This window comes from Vibrio sp. MOR3 (genome assembly GCF_001557775.1).
In the GTDB taxonomy this organism is placed as follows: Bacteria; Pseudomonadota; Gammaproteobacteria; order Enterobacterales; family Vibrionaceae; genus Vibrio; species Vibrio jasicida.
This window is the reverse complement of record NZ_LNRD01000009.1, coordinates 73,877-93,451: the sequence shown is the minus strand read 5'-3', so window position 1 is coordinate 93,451 and position 19,575 is coordinate 73,877. Positions and strand designations below refer to the sequence as shown.

Below are 19,575 nucleotides of genomic sequence, written 5' to 3'. Positions count from 1 at the left end.
AATAATGAGTAAGGAGAAATTATGGGCTTTCTATCTTGGATTATTCTAGGTTTGATTGCAGGAGCATTGGCTAAGTGGTTGATGCCAAGTAACGATGGAGGCGGCTGGATTGCCACGATGGTGCTCGGTATCGTAGGCGCTTTCGTTGGTGGTTTCTTAGGAAGCTTTGTGGGCCTTGGCGGTGCAGACGGAGTAAACATCGGCAGCATCGTCACCGCGACTTTAGGTGCTTTCGTTATATTGTTTGTCTATAACCGTTTCTTAAAAGGTTAGGTACTTTTGCCTCACCCCAAAATAAACAAGCCTTTCAATGAAAGGCTTGTTTTACATTCGGCTATGGGCGATTTGGGTGATTTAAAATGTGATCTTCCCAGTCCACCACATCGATTTCATACACCACTTTATTTCGTACACTTTCCCCTGCTGCGTGCATTGCAGACTTAGAGCCAGTGATTAATGGGTGCCATTCTGGCAGTGGCTGGCTTTCTGCCAACAAGCGGTATGCACAAGTGTGTGGCAGCCACGTAAAATCATCAATATCTTCACGCGTCAGCTTGGTGCACTCTTCGCCTGAAGTAAAACGGTTCGGGTAGTCTTTGCACGAACATGTTTTGCTGTTCAGCCAACTACACGCCACGTTGGTGTAGTAGATTTCGTCCGTATCTTCATCCATTAGCTTGTGCAGACAACATTTGCCACACCCATCACAGAGAGATTCCCATTCTTCTTCTGTCATGTTCTCTAACGATTTACTTTGCCAAAATGGAGTGCTCATACGCTTACTACTTATTTCTCGAATGGGAATGAATTGGGTGCGTTTTATACCCCTCTGACAACAAAAGTTCAAGTTTTGCCGAATTCCGCCCCGTAATACGAACTATTATCAACGTTTGTTCTATTTCACTAGCAAGGGCGATCAACATTGATATTTTTACTATTAGTGATTCCTATCCTATGGTTTTAGATCATAGTGTGAATAAAGGAATCAATATTATGAAGCTCGCAATGATCACCATTATCTCTCTTGTTTCGTTCGGAGCTGCGGCAAGTACCGATGCAGAACTTTGTCAACAATACGGCAAGGATCTAGCGTCTAATGTTCAAGAAGGTCAAGCAACGTTCCTAACGGAAATGTCTTCTCGCACCGAGGCTGGAACCTGGGGTTTAAGCATGCAAGAGTGCAACCGTTATATCCAACAGGCTAAACGCGATCAGAATTTTGAAGTCGCTGCTTTACTTAATGATGAGTAAAAAGGACTTAATGACGAGTAGAAAGGGCTAACTTTGTTGGCGTGAATTCACGCACGCCTCTTCCAATCTGACGAGAAATGGCCATAATGCCCCCTTCATTTTTACGAGGGCTTTTAGATGGATTGTCGATTAGGTTGTGGGGCGTGTTGTATCTCACCAAGTATCTCTTCTCCGATTCCGGGCATGCCAAAAGGCAAACCTGCTGGAGAGCGCTGCATTCAATTAAATGACGACAACTTATGTAAACTTTTCGGAATGCCTGAACGCCCAAAAGTTTGCCACGACTTCAAACCTTGCCCAGTTGTGTGCGGCAAAACGAATCAAGAAGCGATAAATAATATCACCGAACTTGAACAACTGACCTAGTCGTTACTACCCAACTCTCTCAAGTAAAGGTAAATAGTATCGCGTGAAATACCGAGATGATTTGCCACCATCAATACCGCATCTTTGTATTTAAAAATCCCCAAACCTTGTAAACGCGTGACCAGTTCACGGTTGCGTTTTGAAGGAGAAATCGCTTCGTTCGACCACACTTCTGCTTGTACGGTCTCAATGGTACTAATGATGGTTTCATCGATGTTACGAGCGAAGGTTTCTGGTGAACGTGCGCCCGCACAGCAGTCATTTTGTTGAGTTGGCATAATCGATCTCAAAAAATCTTGCATCGGTACATCCATGTCGACGTTGATACACAATAACCCAATAGGTTTGTTCTTTGGGTTACGGACAATGGTCGTGATGGAATGCAAGGTTTTACCGCTTACGGTTTTCGTCACATACGAATCTGAAACGTCGTTACCTTCAAGCAGCTTCATTCTTGCTAAGTTGGTAATCGGTGCACCTTCTCCACGCTCAGTAACATGGCCATTGGCAATTTTGATGATTTCCGGAGCTTCTGCATCAAGACTGTGAAGAACGACCTCGGTATGCTTGCCATACATGCGCGCAATGCCATCGACGACGTTCTTCATCGAATTCAAAATATCTAAATCACTTTTGGTGAGTTTCTTAAGCTGCAATTTACTTCCCTTAGCAAAAACTTTGAGGCTAGGCCGACATGATATCGATAATAGATTTGTCAGTATACGGCATACCAAGTCTAACCATAGAGCCTACGTTTCTTATAGTTTGTTCGACTTCGTCGCCTACTATACCTTGATTCTTCACACTGTGGTTACCCATCGCCATCAAATATGAGCGAACTGCCGTCGTTGATGAGGTGCAAACTTTCATTGCACAAGATGACTTCGCGCCATCACACACCATGCCTGAACTGTCACTAATGACGTTTTGAATTGCAGAGCAAGATTGCTCAAACGAGCCGCCTGCTAGATACACTAGTGACATGGATGCGGCAGCACTAGTGACGGTGTTACCACAGAATGCAGATAAAGGTGGGTAGTATGACTTAATGTAGATCGCGCCTAAATGACTCATGATTAGTGCGCGAGCGAGTTGTTCTTCGTTACTTTGAAACGCTTCTGCTGCGATAACAACCGGAATCGTCGCGGCAATACCTTGGTTACCGCTGCCAAAGTTACTCATCGCTGGCAGCGTCGCACCGCCCATTCGAGCATCGGATGCTGCAGAGGTCATCATTTGGATTCTGCTCATCAGATCATTACCAAGCAACCCCTGTTCGATATTGCCTTTTAATGTTCGGCCAATTTCTAAGCCGTAACCTCGGTCGATACCCTCTTGCGCTAAGGAAGAGTTGAGTTCAGCCGCTTGCAGAATGAATTTGATGTCATCAAATGGCGCTTGAAGGGCAAAGTCGTAAATCTGCTTAATAGAGATATCCACCCCTTCACATACTGATCCTGTCGCAACTCGCTGCTGCAAAGGGGCATCGAACGTCACCGCTCCATTGCGAGTGATCTGGATAATATTAGTGTGTCCACCGCTGATAGTCACCGAGACGGTGTCTTCTCCAACGCTCATGGTGACACTGCAAAAGATAAATTCTTGTGTATCAATGCGAGCAACACTGACTCGCTCTTCATCAATAAGTTGCTGGGCAGCAGTCACATCGTCTTGATTAATTTTAGCGAGCACTTCCAGTTCTGCGTTTGGGTCTCCCGCTAATGCCCCAACTGACGCCGCGATCTTAAGGCCAATTTTCCCAGTGCCGGGAACGTAAACCCCCATGGAGTTTTTAAACAAGTTATCTGAGACACGTACTTCAATCATGTCCGGGGTTTGGCATCCAAGCTCACGCTTTGCAACTGCTGCCGCATATGCAGCAGCAATGGGTTCGGTACATCCGAGGGCAGGTTTCACAACTTGCTTAATGATTTGGATATATTGGTTCCATTGCTGATTCATGCTTCTTCTCCGTATCACTTTTTACTAGCAATCGCTTCAACTTCAATCAAAACACCTAGCGGAAGATCTTTCACCGCAAAGCAGCTTCGTGCTGGGCAATCCTTTTGGAAAAACTCTGCATACACTTTGTTGAATTCCGCAAAGTCACTGATGTTTGCCAAGTAACACGTCGTTTTTAGAACCGTATCTAAACTGCCGTTACCCGCTTCAAGCACATGTTTTAAGTTCGTTAGAGATTGATGACTTTGAGCAGTAATCCCTCCCTCTACTACTTTACCTGTCGCGCTATCAACTGGGAGTTGGCCAGACGTAAAAATCAAATCCCCGTAAGTGGTTCCGTGTGAATATGGGCCAATTGCGGCAGGAGCGTGCTCTGAAGTGATCAATTCTTTCATGTTAATCCTCACATAGTTTTAGTCGTAAAACTCAGCTTTAGCATTCGTTTCAAAGCTATTCTTTCAACTATATGTGAGCAAAACAACCACTATAGATCACACAAATCGATCTAAATTCAGATTTTATTGAGTAATTTTGTCGAGATCTCAAATTTATCTGAATTTTCCACAAAAAAATTGTTGTTAATCTTTTTCTCAAATAGATTTGAGAAAAATTCATACTAACAAAGAGAAAACGACAATGAGCGTTACTGTACCTACACAAACTCTTCCAATAACTAAAGAACCACCTCACGTTAAAGCCGGAATGACAGCCACAGAATGGAAAGCGGCGACTAAGTTTGATAGCACTGACTGGGGCTGGGTAATCATGAGTATCGGCATGGCAATCGGTGCTGGTATTGTTTTTCTTCCAGTAAAGGTGGGCGTACTTGGCATATGGGTATTTCTTGCCTCCGCGGTGATTGGTTATCCAGCGATGTACTTGTTCCAACGCCTATTTATTAACACGCTTTCCACCTCTCCGAAGTGTCAAGACTATGCGGGGGTTATCTCTGGCTACCTTGGCAATAAATGGGGCGCATTGTTAGGCGTGCTCTACTTCATCATGTTGGTGATTTGGGTATTCGTATACTCGACAGCAATCAATAATGACTCAGCCTCTTTCCTACACAGCTTTGGTATCACTGAGGGGCTGTTGTCGGAAAACCCGCTGTATGGTCTAGCATTGGTTTGCGCTTTGGTGGCAATCGCTTCGCGTGGTGAGAAGGTCCTATTTAAGGTCAGCACCGGATTAGTATTGGTAAAACTTTGTACCGTAGCACTGCTAGGCTTCATGATGATTGAAAAATGGGATCTGGCGAATGTAGGTAGCGTCCCAACAGCGGGTGCTGGCCTAAAAGATGCGATTGAGCTGCTACCGTTCACCCTCACTTCTATTTTGTTTATTCAAAGCTTGAGTCCGATGGTGATCTCTTACCGTTCGAAAGAGAAGTCTATTGAAGTTGCCCGTTTTAAAGCGATGCGTGCCATGAATATCGCTTTTGGCATTTTGTTTGTGACCGTGTTTTTCTACGCGATTTCTTTCACGTTGGCGATGTCTCATGAACAAGCAGTCCGCGCAGCAAACGAGAACATCTCTGCGCTTGCGATGGTAGCACAAGGCATGGACGGCACGACGCTTAAACTGCTTAGCCTGATGTTGAACATCTTTTCTGTAATGACAGCCTTCTTTGGTGTTTACCTTGGCTTCCGTGATTCTTGCCAAGGCCTTGCGATGTTGGCATTGAAAAAAGTGATGCCTGAAGAGCAAATCAACAAAGATCTCGTGACGAAAGGCATCATTCTATTCGCGATTTTGATGGCATGGGGCGCTATCGTACTCAACCTACCGGTTTTGAGCTTCACTTCGGTTTGTAGCCCTATCTTTGGTTTGATTGGCTGTTTGATTCCTGCTTACTTGGTGTATCAAGTGCCTTCTCTACATAAATACAAAGGTGCTTCACTATACCTAATCATCGCGACGGGCATCTTGTTGTGTATCTCACCATTTATTGCTTTTAGCTAACGCTTCCTCTCGCCTCGGTTATCAAACTCTATAACGATAGCCGAGGTTTTCCTTTCAACTCATCCACCTACCCTCTCCTTACTCATTTCGTTTCATGTATGAGACAGAAACGCTCATATCTGGCATTTTGGTTAATTTCCGTGCTTCAACTCACACTTTTCTGACAATTCTCTACTATGTTCAGCGGGTAATCTAAATCCGCAATAGGAAACAATATGAATAAATACATGGCAGAGGTTTTTGGTACTTTTTGGTTAGTGCTTGGTGGCTGTGGTAGTGCAGTGTTAGCGGCTGGCTTCCCTGATGTCGGCATTGGCTTGTTGGGCGTTTCTTTGGCGTTCGGTCTTACCGTACTCACAATGGCATTTGCTATTGGCCATATCTCAGGTTGTCACCTAAACCCAGCAGTAACTATCGGTCTATGGGCCGGTGGTCGTTTTGAGACTAAAGACGTAGTGCCTTACATCATCGCGCAAGTGATTGGTGGTGTGATTGCGGGTGGCGTACTTTACGTAATCGCAACCGGTCAAGCAGGCTTTGACGTAGTTGGTTCTGGCTTTGCTGCGAACGGTTACGGCGCGCATTCTCCAGGTCAATACTCTATGGTTGCTGCTTTAGTGACTGAAGTTGTGATGACAATGATGTTCCTAATCGTGATCATGGGTGCCACAGACAAACGCGCACCACAAGGTTTTGCACCTATCGCGATCGGTTTATGTTTGACTCTTATCCACCTAATCAGTATTCCAGTGACTAACACATCGGTTAACCCAGCACGTAGTACTGGTGTTGCCGTATTCGTTGGCGACTGGGCGGTTTCTCAGCTTTGGCTATTCTGGGTAGCACCAATCGTTGGTGGTATTCTAGGTGCACTTATCTACAAGAACCTTCTTGGTACAGAATCAAACGATTAATCGATTCTCGAACCTCAAGATCAAAAAAGCCGCTGAATTCAGCGGCTTTTTTATTAAATCTTGTGTCGACCTAGAAGAGAGTGAGACAAGGTTGTCCCGTCCACGAGCTCAAGCTCGCCCCCCACTGGTACACCGTGCGCGATACGGCTTGCATCCACTTGGTGTTCTTTACACAGCTCCGCGATGTAATGCGCTGTTGCTTCCCCTTCAACCGTTGGATTGGTTGCAAGAATCACTTCAGAAACATCACCGCGACGCAGACGGTAATCCAGTACATCAAGACCAATATCACTTGGACCAATTCCGTCCAGTGGTGATAAGTGCCCCATTAGTACAAAGTATCGACCCGAGTATTGACCTGTCGCTTCTACTGCCGCGATGTCTGCTGGACTTTCTACTACACAAATTTGGCCATTTTCTTGGCGCTTTGGGTTCGTACAAATATGGCAAACGTCTTCTTCAGTGAAGGTACGGCACTCGGTGCAATGACCAATTTCTGTCATTGACTGACTCAGCGCATCTGCCAGTTGCAGACCGCCTTTTCTATCACGCTGTAACAAATGAAAGGCCATACGCTGCGCCGACTTGGGGCCAACCCCAGGTAGACAACGTAAGGCCTCCATCAATTGTTCCAGCATATGACTGGTACGCATTGAAAATCCGCTTAGTTAGAATTCAGCAGATTAGAATGGCATTTTCATACCTGGTGGTAATTGCATACCGCCAGTTACTGAAGCCATTTTCTCTTTTTGAGTTTCTTCAACACGACGTGCTGCATCGTTGAATGCCGCAGCGATAAGATCTTCTAGCATCTCTTTGTCGTCTTCCATTAGACTCTCGTCAATATCAACACGACGCACACTGTGACTACCAGTGATTGTAACTTTAACTAGACCAGCACCAGACTCGCCAGTTACTTCCATATTCGCGATTTCTTCTTGAAGCTTTTGCATGCGATCTTGCATTTGCTGGGCTTGCTTCATTAGGTTGCCCATACCGCCTTTACCAAACATGTTTATCTCTCTGGTTTAATTAGGTGTTGCATCTGTTAATGGGGTTTTCACTGAACGTTTTCAACCCCATTCCGTTCAAAATTTAGATAGGTCTTACACTATCTTTATCGAGCTCTGCAGCGAAACGACGTTCGATGAACTGAACATGTGGATCGTTTTCTAAACTGTTCAGAGCTTGTTGCAATTTTTCTTGATACAGCCTGTCTCTAAGCTCAAGGGGGGTCTCACCGTTTTCGCCCACATCAATACTAAGATGGCACTCTTGTTCTAACACGCCATTTAACGCGTTCAACAGCTCGCTTTGCGCTCTGTCAGTATTCAAGTGTGCCTGACTGTCTCTTAATTGTAGCGAAACTGTCGAGCCTTCTTTGCTGTAATGCGAGTTTAGTGCAAGTTGCTCCACCAGCTTGGGTGTATTCATTAAGCTGATCAGCTTTGCCCACTCACTGCTTTCCAATGATTCATCGACAAGCTTTTGCGCCATTTCTGGCGTCTTTTCGTGCTCAAGAGCTTTCTTGAGCTGCGTAGGTGTCAGTTGCGTATTCGTTTTTGTTTCAACCGGTTGCTTGGTTGGACGCCAACGATATGCTTCATCCTCAATGACAGGTTGTTCCGCTTGAGAAGAGGATGGTAGCGACACCTGCGCGGAATTGCCATGCAATTGCGCTAGACGGTCAATGACCGACTCTTTTTGAGCAGATGTCGCGTTAGGCTTTTTTGGGCCACCATTTTGCGTCGTCGCCTGTTGCTGACCCTGGCGTTGCGAGCGCAATTGATGACGAAGACCACTCAAATTACCTCGAGCAGGCGCTGGCGCATTCTCTGGCATAGGTTGAGCTTGTTGAGGAACCTGCTGTGTAGGCACAGGATTCTCACTCATTGGTGGTGCCATGTCATACTGTGGCGGAGCCATATCATAACCACCTTGATATTCAGGTTGGTATGATGGTGCTTCATTCGTCGGCTGCTGTGCTGCCTGAGACAGCGGTTGTGACGCCATATTCGGCGCTAACTGGCTTGGTCTAGGCTGACTTTGCGTTTGCTGTAAAGGTACTTGCTGAACTGGCGCTTGCGGTTTTGCCACCGATACTGCTTGTGTTTGCACTGCACTTTGCGCAGGCAAGCCTTGTGTCTGCGATGAGGTTGAGATGACGGTGGCGCTGTTACTTGCAGATGGACGGAATGCCATCATGCGCAAAACGATCATTTCCATCCCAACGCGACCATTCGGTGACAACGTTAGGTCTTCACGGCCTTTTAAAGCAATTTGGTAGTAAAGCTGAACATCTTGTGGTGTTAACGCTTTACTCAATAATTCGATTTTTTCAGCATCAGGTTGAGTCTGATCTAAGGTCGATGGCAGAGCTTGGTACATCGCGACGCGGTGAAGCTGGGATGCCAATTGTTGTAGCAATCCATCCCACTCGACACCGTTTGATGCAAGTTGTTGGATTTTGTCCATCGCCTGTTGCGGCTGCTTACTGCTGACCGATTCCAGCAAATGAATCGCTTGGTCAGTATCAATCGTACCAAGCATGTGGCTAACGATATCGGTCTGAATCGTGCCGTTACCTAGGGCGATAGCTTGGTCAGTTAAGCTCAGTGCATCACGCATACTGCCATCTGCAGCATGCGAGATCATGCCAAGTGCTCTTGCTTCTGCAGAGACTTGTTCTTTTTCCAAAATATGGTCAAGTTGCTGATGAATGTCATCAACACTGATTGGCTTAAGGTGGAACTGTAAACAGCGCGACAGAATCGTTACCGGCAGTTTTTGTGGATCCGTCGTAGCCAACAAGAACTTCACATACTCTGGCGGCTCTTCCAACGTTTTTAACAGCGCATTGAAAGAGTGACGCGAAAGCATGTGTACCTCATCAATGAGGTACACTTTAAAACGTCCGCGAGCGGGCTTGTATTGAACGTTATCTAATAGTTCACGAGTGTCTTCAACTTTAGTACGAGAAGCCGCGTCGATCTCTAGTAGGTCAACAAAGCGACCTTCATCAATCTCACGACAAGTATCACACTCACCACAAGGGTTAGCGGTAATACCTGTTTCACAGTTCAGGCCCTTAGCAAACAGTCGGCCAATCGATGTTTTACCAACGCCTCGCGTACCGCTGAAGAGATACGCATGGTGTAAGCGATTTTGCGCCAACGCGTTTTCCAGAGCCGTAAGGACATGGCTTTGCCCTACGACTTGGTCAAACTTATTCGGACGCCATTTTCGCGCTAAAGCTAAATAACTCATTGAATGTATTAGTGTCCTTCAAACTCGCAAATGCTGTATACGTTCAGACCTAGACCTTCTAGGCGCTTATCACCACCAATTTCTGGCAGGTTGATAACGAATGCAGCGTGCTCTACTTCACCGCCTAGTTGACGGATAAGCTTTGTTGTTGCTTCGATCGTACCGCCCGTAGCAAGTAGATCATCTACAACCAATACTTTATCGCCTTCTACGATCGCATCAGTATGGATTTCTAGCGTATCAACACCATATTCAAGCTCGTAGGATTGAGCCACAGTAGGACGAGGTAGTTTGCCTGGCTTACGCACAGGGACAAAACCAACACCCAGTTCTAGTGCTAGTGGTGCACCAAACAAGAAACCACGAGCTTCTGTACCCACAACTTTCGTGAAACCCATATCTTTGTAGCGCTCAACCAAAAGATTGATTGTCGCTTGATACGCTTTCGCGTCCTCAAGAAGGCTGGTTACGTCGCGGAAAAGAATGCCTGGTTTCGGGTAATCTTCGATGCTTTTGATGCTAGATTTGATCAGTGAGATTGTTTCTGTAGTCATAATACCGATTTACTTAGATTGGCTCATCACCCTCTGTTCTAATCGCAGTATATATGAGGGCAACAAACAATAGGTTTTCATCACTATGTGCTTACTTTCGTAAAAGTCACAAGCGCTGAAAATACAAACGCCCACTCGAAGAGCGGGCACACTATTCTCTACAATCTTAGTGATTTTCTTCTCGGTCAGCAACCAACTCAGTCACAGGGAGACGCATAAACCAACTCAGTAAAACGATTAGCATCACTAAAAGCGCAATTTTTACCCAAACCATTGGAGCGACAATGATGGAGAAAGTAAAACTGAGTACGATGAAGACCGCGCCACGTTGTTTCACTTTGCGTGTGACTGCTCGGTGTTTATGCCAGTTTTCGAGTAAAGGTCCAAACGTTTTATGTTCATGCAGCCAACGATGAAACGCAGGGCTGCCTCGCATGAAACAGGCACTCGCTAAAAGAATAAAGGGTGTGGTAGGAAGAAGAGGAAGAACGATGCCGGCAATGCCAAGCAGCATGCAGAGTCCACCAGCTATATTGAAAAGGTAACGCTTAATACGAATGGTGGACTCCAATAAACTAACGCTAAATTAAAAGCCCGCGTAACCATTCATTACACGAAGCCAGGTTAACGTTGCAGGTAAAGTTGGGATCAAAAGGACTGCAATGAAACCTAAAAAGTAAAAAATATTATAAGGCTCTTTAAAATCTTTGTCTGCCATGATGTTTCTTCTCACTAGAGTTGAGTTGACTTCGCTTCCCCCACCTTACATCGTTAAATTATCGTTGCACAAATGGGTCATTATTGTTTTAAGCGATGACTATACCTTAAACAATTAACGCTAAACACCAACAAAAAGTAGGGTTATAAAGCGAAGTATCATTAGTTCGAAGCCAAGCAGCTAGAAATAAAAAAGCAGCGTAATGGACGCTGCTTTTATTGATGTATCTATGTTTTTACCTGCTGCTCGTTATATCAATCGATTCAGACGAACCATATTGAGGCTAAAGCTGGATGTCCCAAGACAACCAATTGAAAGCTGCCCGTTAGTGCTGATTGGTAAGTCTCGGGTGATGAAGTTTTTCATACTGCCGTCACCTAATTGATTACCAGCGGCTATGTGCTGATTTGAATGGCCGTCTGACCACTGACTATCCAAACCCGCTGGTAGTATTGAGACAGAAGATGAAGCAAGATCTGCAACACCGAAAACGGCATTTACGGCACCGGTACTATCAGAGCAATGAATACCTTTTTCAATAATGTCGACCATGTCTTTCAGGTCTGCACTAAAACTCTTTAAGTTACGTAAGTAGTCATCAAACAAAGCACGCACCAGCAGCGTTGTTGCCACACCATCGTGCGCTGATGACGCTGAATCAACGAGATAAAAGGCAAATTGCCCGTTCATCAGCCAACGGTAATCAAACACTAAAGGCATAACGTCGGTTGATTGCAATAAACGATAAGAGCATTTCCAATCACCTTGTGATGCGTCTTTTTCTGGCAATAAAGCGTGTAGCAAGTCTCTTGCTGCATTTGGATGTTGTTGTAGATATTCTAGGTGCCAGTGCAGTTCTTGATCGTCTGGCATTTCCCCACCGTCATCAACCCTAAACCATTGGCTCGAAAAATCTCGATGGTCAGAGTAGTGACAGTCTGATTCCTCAAGCGTGTTGTCGATCGCTTGAGATAGATGTTGATAGTTTCCTATTGGTTTAGGTAAGAAATCTTTAATACCAAAACGAAGCGCTTTCGCGACGTCAGACATCTCATCCGTTCCAGACACAACAATCAGTGGCATAGACGGATACTCTAAGCTAACTTCCTCGACAAATTCTATCCCGTCCAACACGGGCATGGATAAATCACATAAGACCAAATCAGGTTGGCATTCCCTTAGTTGTTGAAGCGCCTCTAGGCCGTTTTCTGCTTCGACCACCTTAAAACCCTGACTTTCCAAATAGGCATTAGTCACGCTACGAAATATCGGATCATCGTCCACTAACATGATGAGTTTATGATTGACCACTTCCTGCGCCGAGACCATTGCCGTTTGACTGTGAGTCTTAAACATACCTTTGCACCTCACAAAGCTCAGTCAAAAAAACAAATTTATATGTCGTTATTTTTGTTGTATTCACATCTTACAAAACGTTATGCAGCAAGACATCAGGCCCTTTCACCTTGTTATAAACCGTAGCCTGAAATTGACGTTTATACAAATATTCCATGGTCTATCAGTATTTACTCAGGGAGGCTTGCTGTGTTCAAATGACGCAACATGTTGACTTAAAGCAAACTTTGATCACAAAGTTAATTATAAATTAGCCATAAACGGTAGTTTAATGTGTCTGGAAATATGAAATTAGATGATCTAAACCTGTTTCGATTGGTTGTCGAAAATGGGAGCTATACCGCAACTTCGCGAAAAACCATGATTCCGGTGGCAACCATCACCCGACGCATTCAAGCGCTAGAAGACTCTGTCAATCTTCGATTGCTGAACCGTCATGCGCGTAAGCTTTCTCTGACCGAGGCCGGAGAACGCTTTTACCATGAATGCTCACCTCTGCTACAACGCCTAACATCGACAGCTGAGGAGATTACGGATGACTGTCGTGGCGCATCGGGCAAGATTAAGATTTCTGCACCGTACAACCTGACTAAACGCATGATGATGCCTATGTTTAATGGGTTCATGAAGCAGTATCCTGACATCAACATCGAGCTGACGACAGAAAACAACGCCGATCAACTTGATCCTACTGAGTGGGACGTGATTTTCCGCGTTGGACCACAGCGTGACTCAAGCTTGATCGCCCGTAAAATTGGTGAAGTGAAGGATATTCTGGTCGCAAGTCCTGACTATCTCGCCGCAAATCCGGCACCAAACCACGCTGAAGAGCTCTCTAACCATTCTTTGCTGAAAGGCTACCCACTGATCAAGTGGACACTAATCAACAGCAAGGGAGAGTCTGTGGTGAATGCAGAACGTGGTCGTTTTCAAGCCAATGCACTGAATGTCGTGCGTAGCTCTTGCTCTGAAGGGTTGGGGATTACATTAATGCCTGACGTGATGATCAAAGAGTATATTGAAAGTGGCGATCTACTGCGTGTATTACCAGATTGGAGCGCTAACCCGCGCGACATCTACATGCTGTACAATCACAAAGACCATCTTCCTGAGAAAGTGCGTCTTTTTATCGACTTCGTGATCGCTTACAACATTCACTAAACTCGATAGCAGATACAAAAAACCAGAGCGCGAGCTCTGGTTTTTTTATGTCTTGGATTTTCGGGCAGATTAAGCGCCTTCGTTATGCAGTTCTAGATTAGCAAGATCTTGCTGAATTTCTGCTTGTGTCTTTGCATCATCGTTACGCAAACCATCAAGGAAGTCGAGGTATTGTTGGTCGATGTCACCCGTCACATATTCACCGTTAAATACTGATGTATCGAACTGAGTGATGTCTTGATTGCCTAAACCAACTGCTTCAACCAAATCATCCAAGCGTTGGTAAATAAGCGCGTCAGCACCAATTTGCTTACAGATGGTTTCGTTATCGCGGCCATGAGCAATCAGCTCTGTTGCACTTGGCATATCGATACCGTAAACATTCGGGAAACGTACTTCTGGTGCCGCCGAGACCATAAACACCTTGTTTGCGCCAGAGTCACGAGCCATCTCAATGATCTGCTCTGATGTTGTACCGCGAACAATAGAGTCATCCACAAGCAGAACATTCTTACCTTTAAATTCAGAACGAATCGCGTTTAGTTTGCGGCGCACCGATTTCTTACGCTGTTGTTGACCCGGCATAATGAAAGTACGACCTACGTAACGGTTTTTCACAAAGCCTTGACGGTAAGGTTTATCAATAGCTTGGGCAATTTGTAGAGCAATATCGCAAGACGTTTCAGGAATAGGAATAACCACGTCGATATCCAATTCTGCGTAATCTTCACGAATACGCTCACCAAGCTTTTTACCCATCTCAACACGAGCACTGTAAACAGAAATCTTGTCGATGAAAGAGTCCGGACGTGCAAAGTAAACGAATTCAAAGATACACGGATTCAGTTTTGGATTGTCGCCACATTGTTTCGTAAATAGTTCACCATCAAACGTTGCGTAAATCGCTTCACCAGGAGCGACATCGCGAACAAAATCAAAACCAACAGCATCTAACGCCACTGACTCTGACGCCACCATGTATTCTGTTCTTCCGTTCACTTCACGCTTACCTAAGCATAAAGGGCGGATACCATGTGGGTCGCGAAACGCAATCATACCGTGGCCAATAATCATCGCAGCAACAGCATAAGCACCACGGATTGTACGGTGAACATTCGTAACCGCACGGAAGACATCTTCAGCTGTCACATTGCCTTTTACTGTATCGATTTCGTGAGCGAGTACATTCAGAAGCACTTCAGAATCTGAAGTCGTATTGATATGACGGCGGTCTTTTTCAAACAGTTTTTGACGAACTTCATGAGCGTTAGTCAAATTACCATTGTGGGCAAGTGTAATACCGAAAGGAGAGTTTACGTAGAAAGGTTGAGCTTCAGAGGCACTTGAACTGCCTGCGGTTGGGTAACGAACATGACCGATACCAACCTCACCTTGTAAGCGTTGCATGTGTCTTGCTTCGAACACATCCTTCACTAAACCGTTCGCCTTACGCAGACGAAAACGATTGCTTTCTATGGTACAAATACCAGCGGCATCTTGGCCACGATGCTGTAACACCGTTAACGCGTCATAAATAGACTGGTTTACAGGCGTTGTGCCCACGATTCCAACAATACCACACATGTCCTAATCCTCGATTTGCGACAGTAGCTGGCACTACTAGATAGTGCCAGACAGAAAACTTGATGTTGCTTTTAAGTGCTCGAAGAATGGGGCGATGATACGGCTGAACTCTGGGACCAACTGTGACTCTTTCCACCAATCCGAGCTTGGGAATGCAGTAAACGCATCCATAAAAAACAGCACCGCAGAAACAATCAGTACTCCGCGTAAACCACCAAACACCACACCGAGAATTCGGTCGGTTCCTGATAGCCCTGTTTTTTGTACCAGTTGACCAATGACGTAATTCACCACTGCACCAACTACTAAGGTAGCGACGAATAACGCCGCTATTGCGGCTCCGTTACGAAACATTTCATCTTCGATGTTGGTGAAATACACCGCCAATTTGGCGTAGTAATTACTGGAGATAAAAAATGCTCCAAACCAAATCACCAAAGACAAAGCTTCTTTAGCAAAACCGCGAACTAAACTGATCAGAGCTGAAAATCCGATCACACCTAAAATGACAAAATCTAACCAATTCATGTTTTCTTCATCTTAAGTTGGCGCGCATTTTAACAGAAAAAATGCTGACGCAAACGTTTTCTTATGGATTTAATGGCTTAAATTTAAGCAATTGACCTTTTGAGCCTGTAATTTTTTGTAATTCCTTGACCTGTCGTTCAAGTTTACTTTTTGACACATCAGGACCGACAATCACTCGAGTAAAGGCTGTCTCTTTTTTTACATGAGCTTGGTAGCCACGCTTCTGAAGATCCTCTACAAGTGCAACCGCATTTTCATGATTTTTTAGTGCCATCAACTGAATGATCCAGGCTGAATCTTCATATTGATTTTTTTCTTCAACCGGACGAACGGCAACTTCAACCTGTTCAGGTTGTTTGACTTCTTCTGGCTGAGAAACTGACTCTGGTTCTGGCTGAGAAACCGCGACTTGAGGCTCTTGAGATTCATTCACTGTTGCAGTTACTGGAGATTCCGGTAATGAAACGTCGTCTTCAACAGGCTCTAGTATTTCGAAGTTCTCCACATCGCTATCAAGTTCAGGTTTGATAGGAATACTGGCAAACTCTTCTTTATAGTGCAGTTTCTTACCATCCAGTACGTCTGGAAGTACGATGACCCCCACCGCCACTAGAATGATGGTGCCGACTAAACGACTTTGAAATTTACTTGCCATCAAATTACCTTTGATTACTCATTATTTGATTGCCAATACTCCAACACTTCACCCACTGTGTGGAATGAACCCACCACCAAAATGACATCATCATGAGCCGCATGAGTTTTCGCGCTCTCAAATGCCTCTACTGGAGTTTGGAACTGAATCTGCCCTTCGGGTAAATATTGACATAACTCGTCGGCAGTTGCCGCGCGAGGGCCAGTCAGTGATGCTGGGTACCATTGGGTTGCAATTGGCGCTAATACTTCAATTGTTGCCTTGATGTCTTTATCGTGCAGCATTGCCACCACGACATGGATGTTTTTATTCACGTATTGGTGCTTCACCTTCTCTACCAAGTATTCTGCAGAGTGAGGATTGTGCGCCACATCAAGCACAATGTCTGGTTCCGTTTGCAAAACCTGCATTCGGCCAGCTAGGCGAGCATTATTCAAGCCATTAACGATATTAATGTCAGTGATTTGCAATTCTGAAGCGCCAAGTGCCATCAGAGCAGTTGCTGCATTCGGTAAGGGCAGAGAAGGCAATGGAAGGTCGTCTAAGCCAAACGCTCCACTGGTCCACTTCCAACCTTTCTCAGTCAATTGGTAATCGAACTGGATGCCAACTTGGAAGAACTCAGCTTGAATGTCATCAGCGTGCGCAGCAACGGTTGCTGGCGGCGTCGGTTGGCCACAAATCGCAGGTTTACCAGTACGGTAGATACCCGCTTTCTCAAAGCCAATTACATTGATGTCATCACCTAGCCAATCCACATGGTCGATAGCCAAGCTGGTAATAACAGAGACATCATGATCTACGACATTTGTTGCATCTAATCGACCACCAAGGCCAACTTCTAACAACACCACGTCCACTTTTTCAACTTGGAAAATACGAAGTGCAGCCAACGTACCGAATTCAAACAAGCTTAGGCTAATATCACCACGTTGTTGCTCGATATAATCGAATGCTTCGCAGTGTGTACGATCTTCTGCATCTACACCGTTAATACGAACACGCTCGTTGTAGCGAATAAGGTGAGGTGAACTGTAAACTCCGACTGAGTAGCCGGCATCTAATAGAATCGCTTCCATCAACGCGCACGTCGAACCCTTGCCATTGGTGCCGGCAACAGTAATCACAGTAGGGGCTGGTTTGGTGAGGTTGGCTTTTTTCGCTACCGCTTGAACGCGGTCTAAGCCGAGGTCGATAGCTGATGTGTGGAGATTTGTTAAATAATCAAGCCACATCGTTAGAGTGGATGTGGCTTGAGGAATTGCGTTTTGTGTCATCTAACTTTAACCATTAATTTCTTTGGTTTTTATGTTAGTTGATACTTTACCCTTTTTCGTCCGCTTCTGGTACAGAATATGGCTCTTCATTTGGAGATTCGTTAACGGAAACCACCATCGGAGACTTGTGGTTAGTCATCTTAGCGATCAGACCACCCACACGTTGACGCATTTCACGACGGTCAACGATCATGTCAATCGCACCGTGCTCTAGCAGGAACTCACTACGCTGGAAGCCTTCAGGAAGATCTTCGCGTACTGTTTGCTCGATTACACGACGGCCAGCGAAACCGATCAATGCTTTAGGTTCACCAATGTTGATGTCACCTAGCATCGCCAAACTTGCCGATACACCACCCATTGTTGGGTCAGTCAGTACCGAAATGAATGGTAGGCCTTTTTCTGACAAACGCTCAAGCGCTGCACTGGTTTTCGCCATTTGCATTAGAGACATTAACGCCTCTTGCATACGCGCACCACCACTTGCAGAGAAACACACCAGTGCACAATTGTTTTCAATTGCGGCGTCAACTGCTTTCACGAAACGAGCACCAACAACGGAACCCATTGAACCACCCATGAAAGAGAATTCAAACGCACACGCTACCAATGGCATACCAAGCAGTTCACCCTGCATAACCACCAATGCGTCTTTCTCGCCACTGTTCTTTTGAGCAGCAGAGATACGCTCTTTGTAGCGCTTAGAATCTTTAAATTTCAGTTTGTCCTGTGGCTCAAGCTCTGTGCCTAGCTCTACACGCTCACCTTCATCTAAGAATGTTTCTAGACGACGACGTGCTTTCATGCGCATGTGGTGATTACACTTAGGACAAACTTCTAGGTTACGCTCAAGTTCAGCATGGTAAAGAACCTGCTCACAAGAGGTACATTTCGTCCACACGCCTTCAGGGATAGAAGCTTTGCGTGAACTTACTAGGTTGCTTTTTTCTAAAATCTTTTCAAGCCAACTCATGGAAGACCTTTTCTCTCAATTCTTCCGCTTCATTGCGAAAGATATAAATTCGGAATATTGCGGATGGATTAAAACATATCTTGCCGCGACTGTAGATAAAAAACTGGTTGTACCTATTTTTGATATCATTAATAACGCATAGTTTCTGCGCATTTCCAGTCTAAACTACCGATAATTTGAAACAAATTCGCAAATTTAGTTCAAATTATCCGGTAAAAATAGCGGACCGATCGGCACTTGTGGTAATCCAAACGCTTCTGGGTAGTCCACATCAACCAAATACAAACCTTCAGCCTTGGCCGTTGCACCCGCTAATTTGCGGTCTTTTGCTTCTAAAAGTGACTTGATCCATTCAGGCTTTTCTTCGCCACGACCCACTTTAATCAAACTGCCTGTAATGTTACGCACCATGTGGTGAACAAAAGCGTTCGCTTTAATATCGATAATGACGTAGTCACCATGTCGAGTCACGTTCAAGTGCATCATATTTCGACAAGGGCTCAACGATTGGCAGTGTGCTGCACGAAATGAACTGAAGTCATTCTCACCAAGCAAGTATTGTCCTGCTTCGTGCATTTTCTTTTCATCCAAGTCACCGTGATAATGGCTCACTCCAGAATTTAAGATGCCAGGACGCAATGCGTGATTAAAGATGATGTAGCGGTAACGACGCGCCGTCGCTGAGAATCGTGCATGGAAGTCATCAGGTACTTCTACCGCCCAGCGGACAGCGATATCACTTGGCATGTTCGCATTTGCGCCCATTGTCCAAGCAACCATTTTTCGATTTACGTTGGTGTCGAAGTGAACAACTTGTCCTGTGCCGTGTACACCTGCATCGGTACGACCAGCGCACTGAACTTCTACAGGGTGATTTGCTACTACAGAAAGTGCTTTTTCCAGCGCTTCTTGGACACTTTTTACTTCTCTTTGGCGTTGCCAACCAAAGTAATTTGTACCGTTATACTCGATACCTAATGCGATTCTCATTTTAACCTTCGAACTCTAAAATGGGGCGGGAAGTATATACGTAAGTCCTTCCAGATA

General features: G+C 45.1%; 23 protein-coding genes. 6 read left to right on the top strand and 17 right to left on the bottom strand.

Annotated elements, in window-relative coordinates; all coding sequences use genetic code 11:
- Positions 1 to 21 precede the first annotated feature (21 nt).
- Positions 22 to 273, top strand: a complete 252-nt coding sequence (locus tag ATB76_RS17305) for a GlsB/YeaQ/YmgE family stress response membrane protein (protein ID WP_042601251.1) — start codon at positions 22 to 24, stop codon at positions 271 to 273.
- 61 nt (positions 274 to 334) lie between these two features.
- On the opposite strand, the gene ATB76_RS17300 is transcribed toward ATB76_RS17305, so the two are convergent.
- Positions 335 to 775, bottom strand: a complete 441-nt coding sequence (locus ATB76_RS17300; RefSeq protein WP_038871294.1) for a YcgN family cysteine cluster protein — start codon at positions 773 to 775, stop codon at positions 335 to 337.
- A gap of 218 nt (positions 776 to 993) precedes the next feature.
- On the opposite strand from ATB76_RS17300, the gene ATB76_RS17295 reads away from it, so the two are divergent.
- Together ATB76_RS17295 and ATB76_RS17290 are read left to right on the top strand one after the other, a co-directional pair.
- Positions 994 to 1,251, top strand: a complete 258-nt coding sequence (locus ATB76_RS17295; protein ID WP_038881903.1) for a hypothetical protein — start codon at positions 994 to 996, stop codon at positions 1,249 to 1,251.
- Positions 1,252 to 1,368: 117 nt separating this feature from the next.
- A complete protein-coding gene (locus ATB76_RS17290) occupies positions 1,369 to 1,617 on the top strand; it encodes a YkgJ family cysteine cluster protein (protein ID WP_038871300.1) in 249 nt (82 codons plus the stop codon).
- Here the strand turns inward: ATB76_RS17290 and ATB76_RS17285 are convergent.
- Genes ATB76_RS17285 through ATB76_RS17275 form a run of 3 tightly spaced genes read right to left on the bottom strand, consistent with a single transcriptional unit; the run spans position 1,614 to position 3,974 of the window.
- Positions 1,614 to 2,273: a PAS domain-containing protein gene (locus ATB76_RS17285; protein WP_038871302.1), complete on the bottom strand. Its 660-nt coding sequence runs from the start codon at positions 2,271 to 2,273 to the stop codon at positions 1,614 to 1,616. The two genes, ATB76_RS17290 and ATB76_RS17285, sit on opposite strands and share 4 nt — an antisense overlap.
- A gap of 28 nt (positions 2,274 to 2,301) precedes the next feature.
- On the bottom strand, positions 2,302 to 3,579 hold the full coding sequence (locus tag ATB76_RS17280; protein WP_042601250.1) for an L-serine ammonia-lyase, iron-sulfur-dependent, subunit alpha: 1,278 nt from the start codon (positions 3,577 to 3,579) through the stop codon (positions 2,302 to 2,304).
- 14 nt (positions 3,580 to 3,593) lie between these two features.
- On the bottom strand, positions 3,594 to 3,974 hold the full coding sequence (locus ATB76_RS17275) for a RidA family protein (protein WP_038881906.1): 381 nt from the start codon (positions 3,972 to 3,974) through the stop codon (positions 3,594 to 3,596).
- Between the two features lie 307 nt (positions 3,975 to 4,281).
- Between ATB76_RS17275 and ATB76_RS17270 the strand changes: the two genes are divergently transcribed.
- The gene (locus tag ATB76_RS17270; RefSeq protein ID WP_038871389.1) at positions 4,282 to 5,541 is read left to right on the top strand and encodes an amino acid permease; all 1,260 of its coding nucleotides are present in this window, start codon (positions 4,282 to 4,284) and stop codon (positions 5,539 to 5,541) included.
- Between the two features lie 215 nt (positions 5,542 to 5,756).
- Complete coding sequence (gene aqpZ, locus ATB76_RS17265; protein ID WP_009707332.1) at positions 5,757 to 6,455, top strand: aquaporin Z; 699 nt, start codon at positions 5,757 to 5,759, stop codon at positions 6,453 to 6,455.
- A gap of 53 nt (positions 6,456 to 6,508) precedes the next feature.
- Here the strand turns inward: aqpZ and recR are convergent, their stop codons facing one another.
- The 7 genes from recR to ATB76_RS17235 form a co-directional block, all read right to left on the bottom strand.
- Positions 6,509 to 7,108, bottom strand: coding sequence for a recombination mediator RecR (recR, locus tag ATB76_RS17260; protein WP_038871307.1), 600 nt, complete (start codon positions 7,106 to 7,108; stop codon positions 6,509 to 6,511).
- A gap of 30 nt (positions 7,109 to 7,138) precedes the next feature.
- A complete protein-coding gene (locus tag ATB76_RS17255; RefSeq protein ID WP_005380618.1) occupies positions 7,139 to 7,468 on the bottom strand; it encodes a YbaB/EbfC family nucleoid-associated protein in 330 nt (109 codons plus the stop codon).
- 82 nt (positions 7,469 to 7,550) lie between these two features.
- On the bottom strand, positions 7,551 to 9,722 hold the full coding sequence (gene dnaX / locus ATB76_RS17250) for a DNA polymerase III subunit gamma/tau (protein WP_061035795.1): 2,172 nt from the start codon (positions 9,720 to 9,722) through the stop codon (positions 7,551 to 7,553).
- An 8-nt stretch (positions 9,723 to 9,730) separates the two neighbouring features.
- Positions 9,731 to 10,276, bottom strand: a complete 546-nt coding sequence (apt, locus tag ATB76_RS17245) for an adenine phosphoribosyltransferase (protein ID WP_038871311.1) — start codon at positions 10,274 to 10,276, stop codon at positions 9,731 to 9,733.
- A 166-nt stretch (positions 10,277 to 10,442) separates the two neighbouring features.
- The gene (locus ATB76_RS17240) at positions 10,443 to 10,847 is read right to left on the bottom strand and encodes a YbaN family protein (protein WP_038871313.1); all 405 of its coding nucleotides are present in this window, start codon (positions 10,845 to 10,847) and stop codon (positions 10,443 to 10,445) included.
- 15 nt (positions 10,848 to 10,862) lie between these two features.
- The gene (locus ATB76_RS28830) at positions 10,863 to 10,994 is read right to left on the bottom strand and encodes a hypothetical protein (RefSeq protein ID WP_005380608.1); all 132 of its coding nucleotides are present in this window, start codon (positions 10,992 to 10,994) and stop codon (positions 10,863 to 10,865) included.
- A 249-nt stretch (positions 10,995 to 11,243) separates the two neighbouring features.
- Complete coding sequence (locus tag ATB76_RS17235) at positions 11,244 to 12,350, bottom strand: response regulator (protein ID WP_061035794.1); 1,107 nt, start codon at positions 12,348 to 12,350, stop codon at positions 11,244 to 11,246.
- A 285-nt stretch (positions 12,351 to 12,635) separates the two neighbouring features.
- Between ATB76_RS17235 and ATB76_RS17230 the strand changes: the two genes are divergently transcribed.
- A complete protein-coding gene (locus ATB76_RS17230; protein ID WP_038871318.1) occupies positions 12,636 to 13,511 on the top strand; it encodes a LysR family transcriptional regulator in 876 nt (291 codons plus the stop codon).
- A gap of 69 nt (positions 13,512 to 13,580) precedes the next feature.
- Here ATB76_RS17230 and purF read toward each other — a convergent pair whose 3' ends face one another.
- The 6 genes from purF to truA form a co-directional block, all read right to left on the bottom strand.
- Entirely contained in the window at positions 13,581 to 15,095 is a 1,515-nt protein-coding gene (gene purF / locus ATB76_RS17225; RefSeq protein ID WP_061035793.1) for an amidophosphoribosyltransferase, read from the bottom strand.
- Between the two features lie 36 nt (positions 15,096 to 15,131).
- Complete coding sequence (locus ATB76_RS17220; RefSeq protein WP_005432921.1) at positions 15,132 to 15,623, bottom strand: CvpA family protein; 492 nt, start codon at positions 15,621 to 15,623, stop codon at positions 15,132 to 15,134.
- Between the two features lie 61 nt (positions 15,624 to 15,684).
- A complete protein-coding gene (locus tag ATB76_RS17215) occupies positions 15,685 to 16,278 on the bottom strand; it encodes an SPOR domain-containing protein (protein ID WP_038871324.1) in 594 nt (197 codons plus the stop codon).
- 14 nt (positions 16,279 to 16,292) lie between these two features.
- The gene (gene folC, locus ATB76_RS17210) at positions 16,293 to 17,555 is read right to left on the bottom strand and encodes a bifunctional tetrahydrofolate synthase/dihydrofolate synthase (protein ID WP_038871327.1); all 1,263 of its coding nucleotides are present in this window, start codon (positions 17,553 to 17,555) and stop codon (positions 16,293 to 16,295) included.
- Positions 17,556 to 17,601: 46 nt separating this feature from the next.
- Positions 17,602 to 18,528 carry an acetyl-CoA carboxylase, carboxyltransferase subunit beta gene (gene accD / locus ATB76_RS17205; RefSeq protein ID WP_038871328.1) on the bottom strand — a complete coding sequence of 309 codons (927 nt, stop codon included), beginning with the start codon at positions 18,526 to 18,528 and terminating at the stop codon, positions 17,602 to 17,604.
- A 195-nt stretch (positions 18,529 to 18,723) separates the two neighbouring features.
- Positions 18,724 to 19,518, bottom strand: coding sequence for a tRNA pseudouridine(38-40) synthase TruA (gene truA / locus ATB76_RS17200; RefSeq protein WP_038871331.1), 795 nt, complete (start codon positions 19,516 to 19,518; stop codon positions 18,724 to 18,726).
- Positions 19,519 to 19,575 lie beyond the last annotated feature (57 nt).

What these genes read in the sequence shown, in the direction of transcription:
- apt (WP_038871311.1), bottom strand. Translation starts at nt 10,276, where the DNA reads ATGACTACAGAAACAATCTCACTGATCAAATCTAGCATCAAAAGCATC.
- accD (WP_038871328.1), bottom strand. Translation starts at nt 18,528, where the DNA reads ATGAGTTGGCTTGAAAAGATTTTAGAAAAAAGCAACCTAGTAAGTTCA.
- purF (WP_061035793.1), bottom strand. Translation starts at nt 15,095, where the DNA reads ATGTGTGGTATTGTTGGAATCGTGGGCACAACGCCTGTAAACCAGTCT.
- ATB76_RS17280 (WP_042601250.1), bottom strand. Translation starts at nt 3,579, where the DNA reads ATGAATCAGCAATGGAACCAATATATCCAAATCATTAAGCAAGTTGTG.
- ATB76_RS28830 (WP_005380608.1), bottom strand. Translation starts at nt 10,994, where the DNA reads ATGGCAGACAAAGATTTTAAAGAGCCTTATAATATTTTTTACTTTTTA.
- ATB76_RS17300 (WP_038871294.1), bottom strand. Translation starts at nt 775, where the DNA reads ATGAGCACTCCATTTTGGCAAAGTAAATCGTTAGAGAACATGACAGAA.
- ATB76_RS17235 (WP_061035794.1), bottom strand. Translation starts at nt 12,350, where the DNA reads ATGTTTAAGACTCACAGTCAAACGGCAATGGTCTCGGCGCAGGAAGTG.
- ATB76_RS17230 (WP_038871318.1), top strand. Translation starts at nt 12,636, where the DNA reads ATGAAATTAGATGATCTAAACCTGTTTCGATTGGTTGTCGAAAATGGG.
- ATB76_RS17295 (WP_038881903.1), top strand. Translation starts at nt 994, where the DNA reads ATGAAGCTCGCAATGATCACCATTATCTCTCTTGTTTCGTTCGGAGCT.
- recR (WP_038871307.1), bottom strand. Translation starts at nt 7,108, where the DNA reads ATGCGTACCAGTCATATGCTGGAACAATTGATGGAGGCCTTACGTTGT.
- ATB76_RS17255 (WP_005380618.1), bottom strand. Translation starts at nt 7,468, where the DNA reads ATGTTTGGTAAAGGCGGTATGGGCAACCTAATGAAGCAAGCCCAGCAA.
- truA (WP_038871331.1), bottom strand. Translation starts at nt 19,518, where the DNA reads ATGAGAATCGCATTAGGTATCGAGTATAACGGTACAAATTACTTTGGT.
- folC (WP_038871327.1), bottom strand. Translation starts at nt 17,555, where the DNA reads ATGACACAAAACGCAATTCCTCAAGCCACATCCACTCTAACGATGTGG.
- aqpZ (WP_009707332.1), top strand. Translation starts at nt 5,757, where the DNA reads ATGAATAAATACATGGCAGAGGTTTTTGGTACTTTTTGGTTAGTGCTT.
- ATB76_RS17290 (WP_038871300.1), top strand. Translation starts at nt 1,369, where the DNA reads ATGGATTGTCGATTAGGTTGTGGGGCGTGTTGTATCTCACCAAGTATC.
- ATB76_RS17305 (WP_042601251.1), top strand. Translation starts at nt 22, where the DNA reads ATGGGCTTTCTATCTTGGATTATTCTAGGTTTGATTGCAGGAGCATTG.
- ATB76_RS17215 (WP_038871324.1), bottom strand. Translation starts at nt 16,278, where the DNA reads ATGGCAAGTAAATTTCAAAGTCGTTTAGTCGGCACCATCATTCTAGTG.
- dnaX (WP_061035795.1), bottom strand. Translation starts at nt 9,722, where the DNA reads ATGAGTTATTTAGCTTTAGCGCGAAAATGGCGTCCGAATAAGTTTGAC.
- ATB76_RS17270 (WP_038871389.1), top strand. Translation starts at nt 4,282, where the DNA reads ATGACAGCCACAGAATGGAAAGCGGCGACTAAGTTTGATAGCACTGAC.
- ATB76_RS17275 (WP_038881906.1), bottom strand. Translation starts at nt 3,974, where the DNA reads ATGAAAGAATTGATCACTTCAGAGCACGCTCCTGCCGCAATTGGCCCA.
- ATB76_RS17220 (WP_005432921.1), bottom strand. Translation starts at nt 15,623, where the DNA reads ATGAATTGGTTAGATTTTGTCATTTTAGGTGTGATCGGATTTTCAGCT.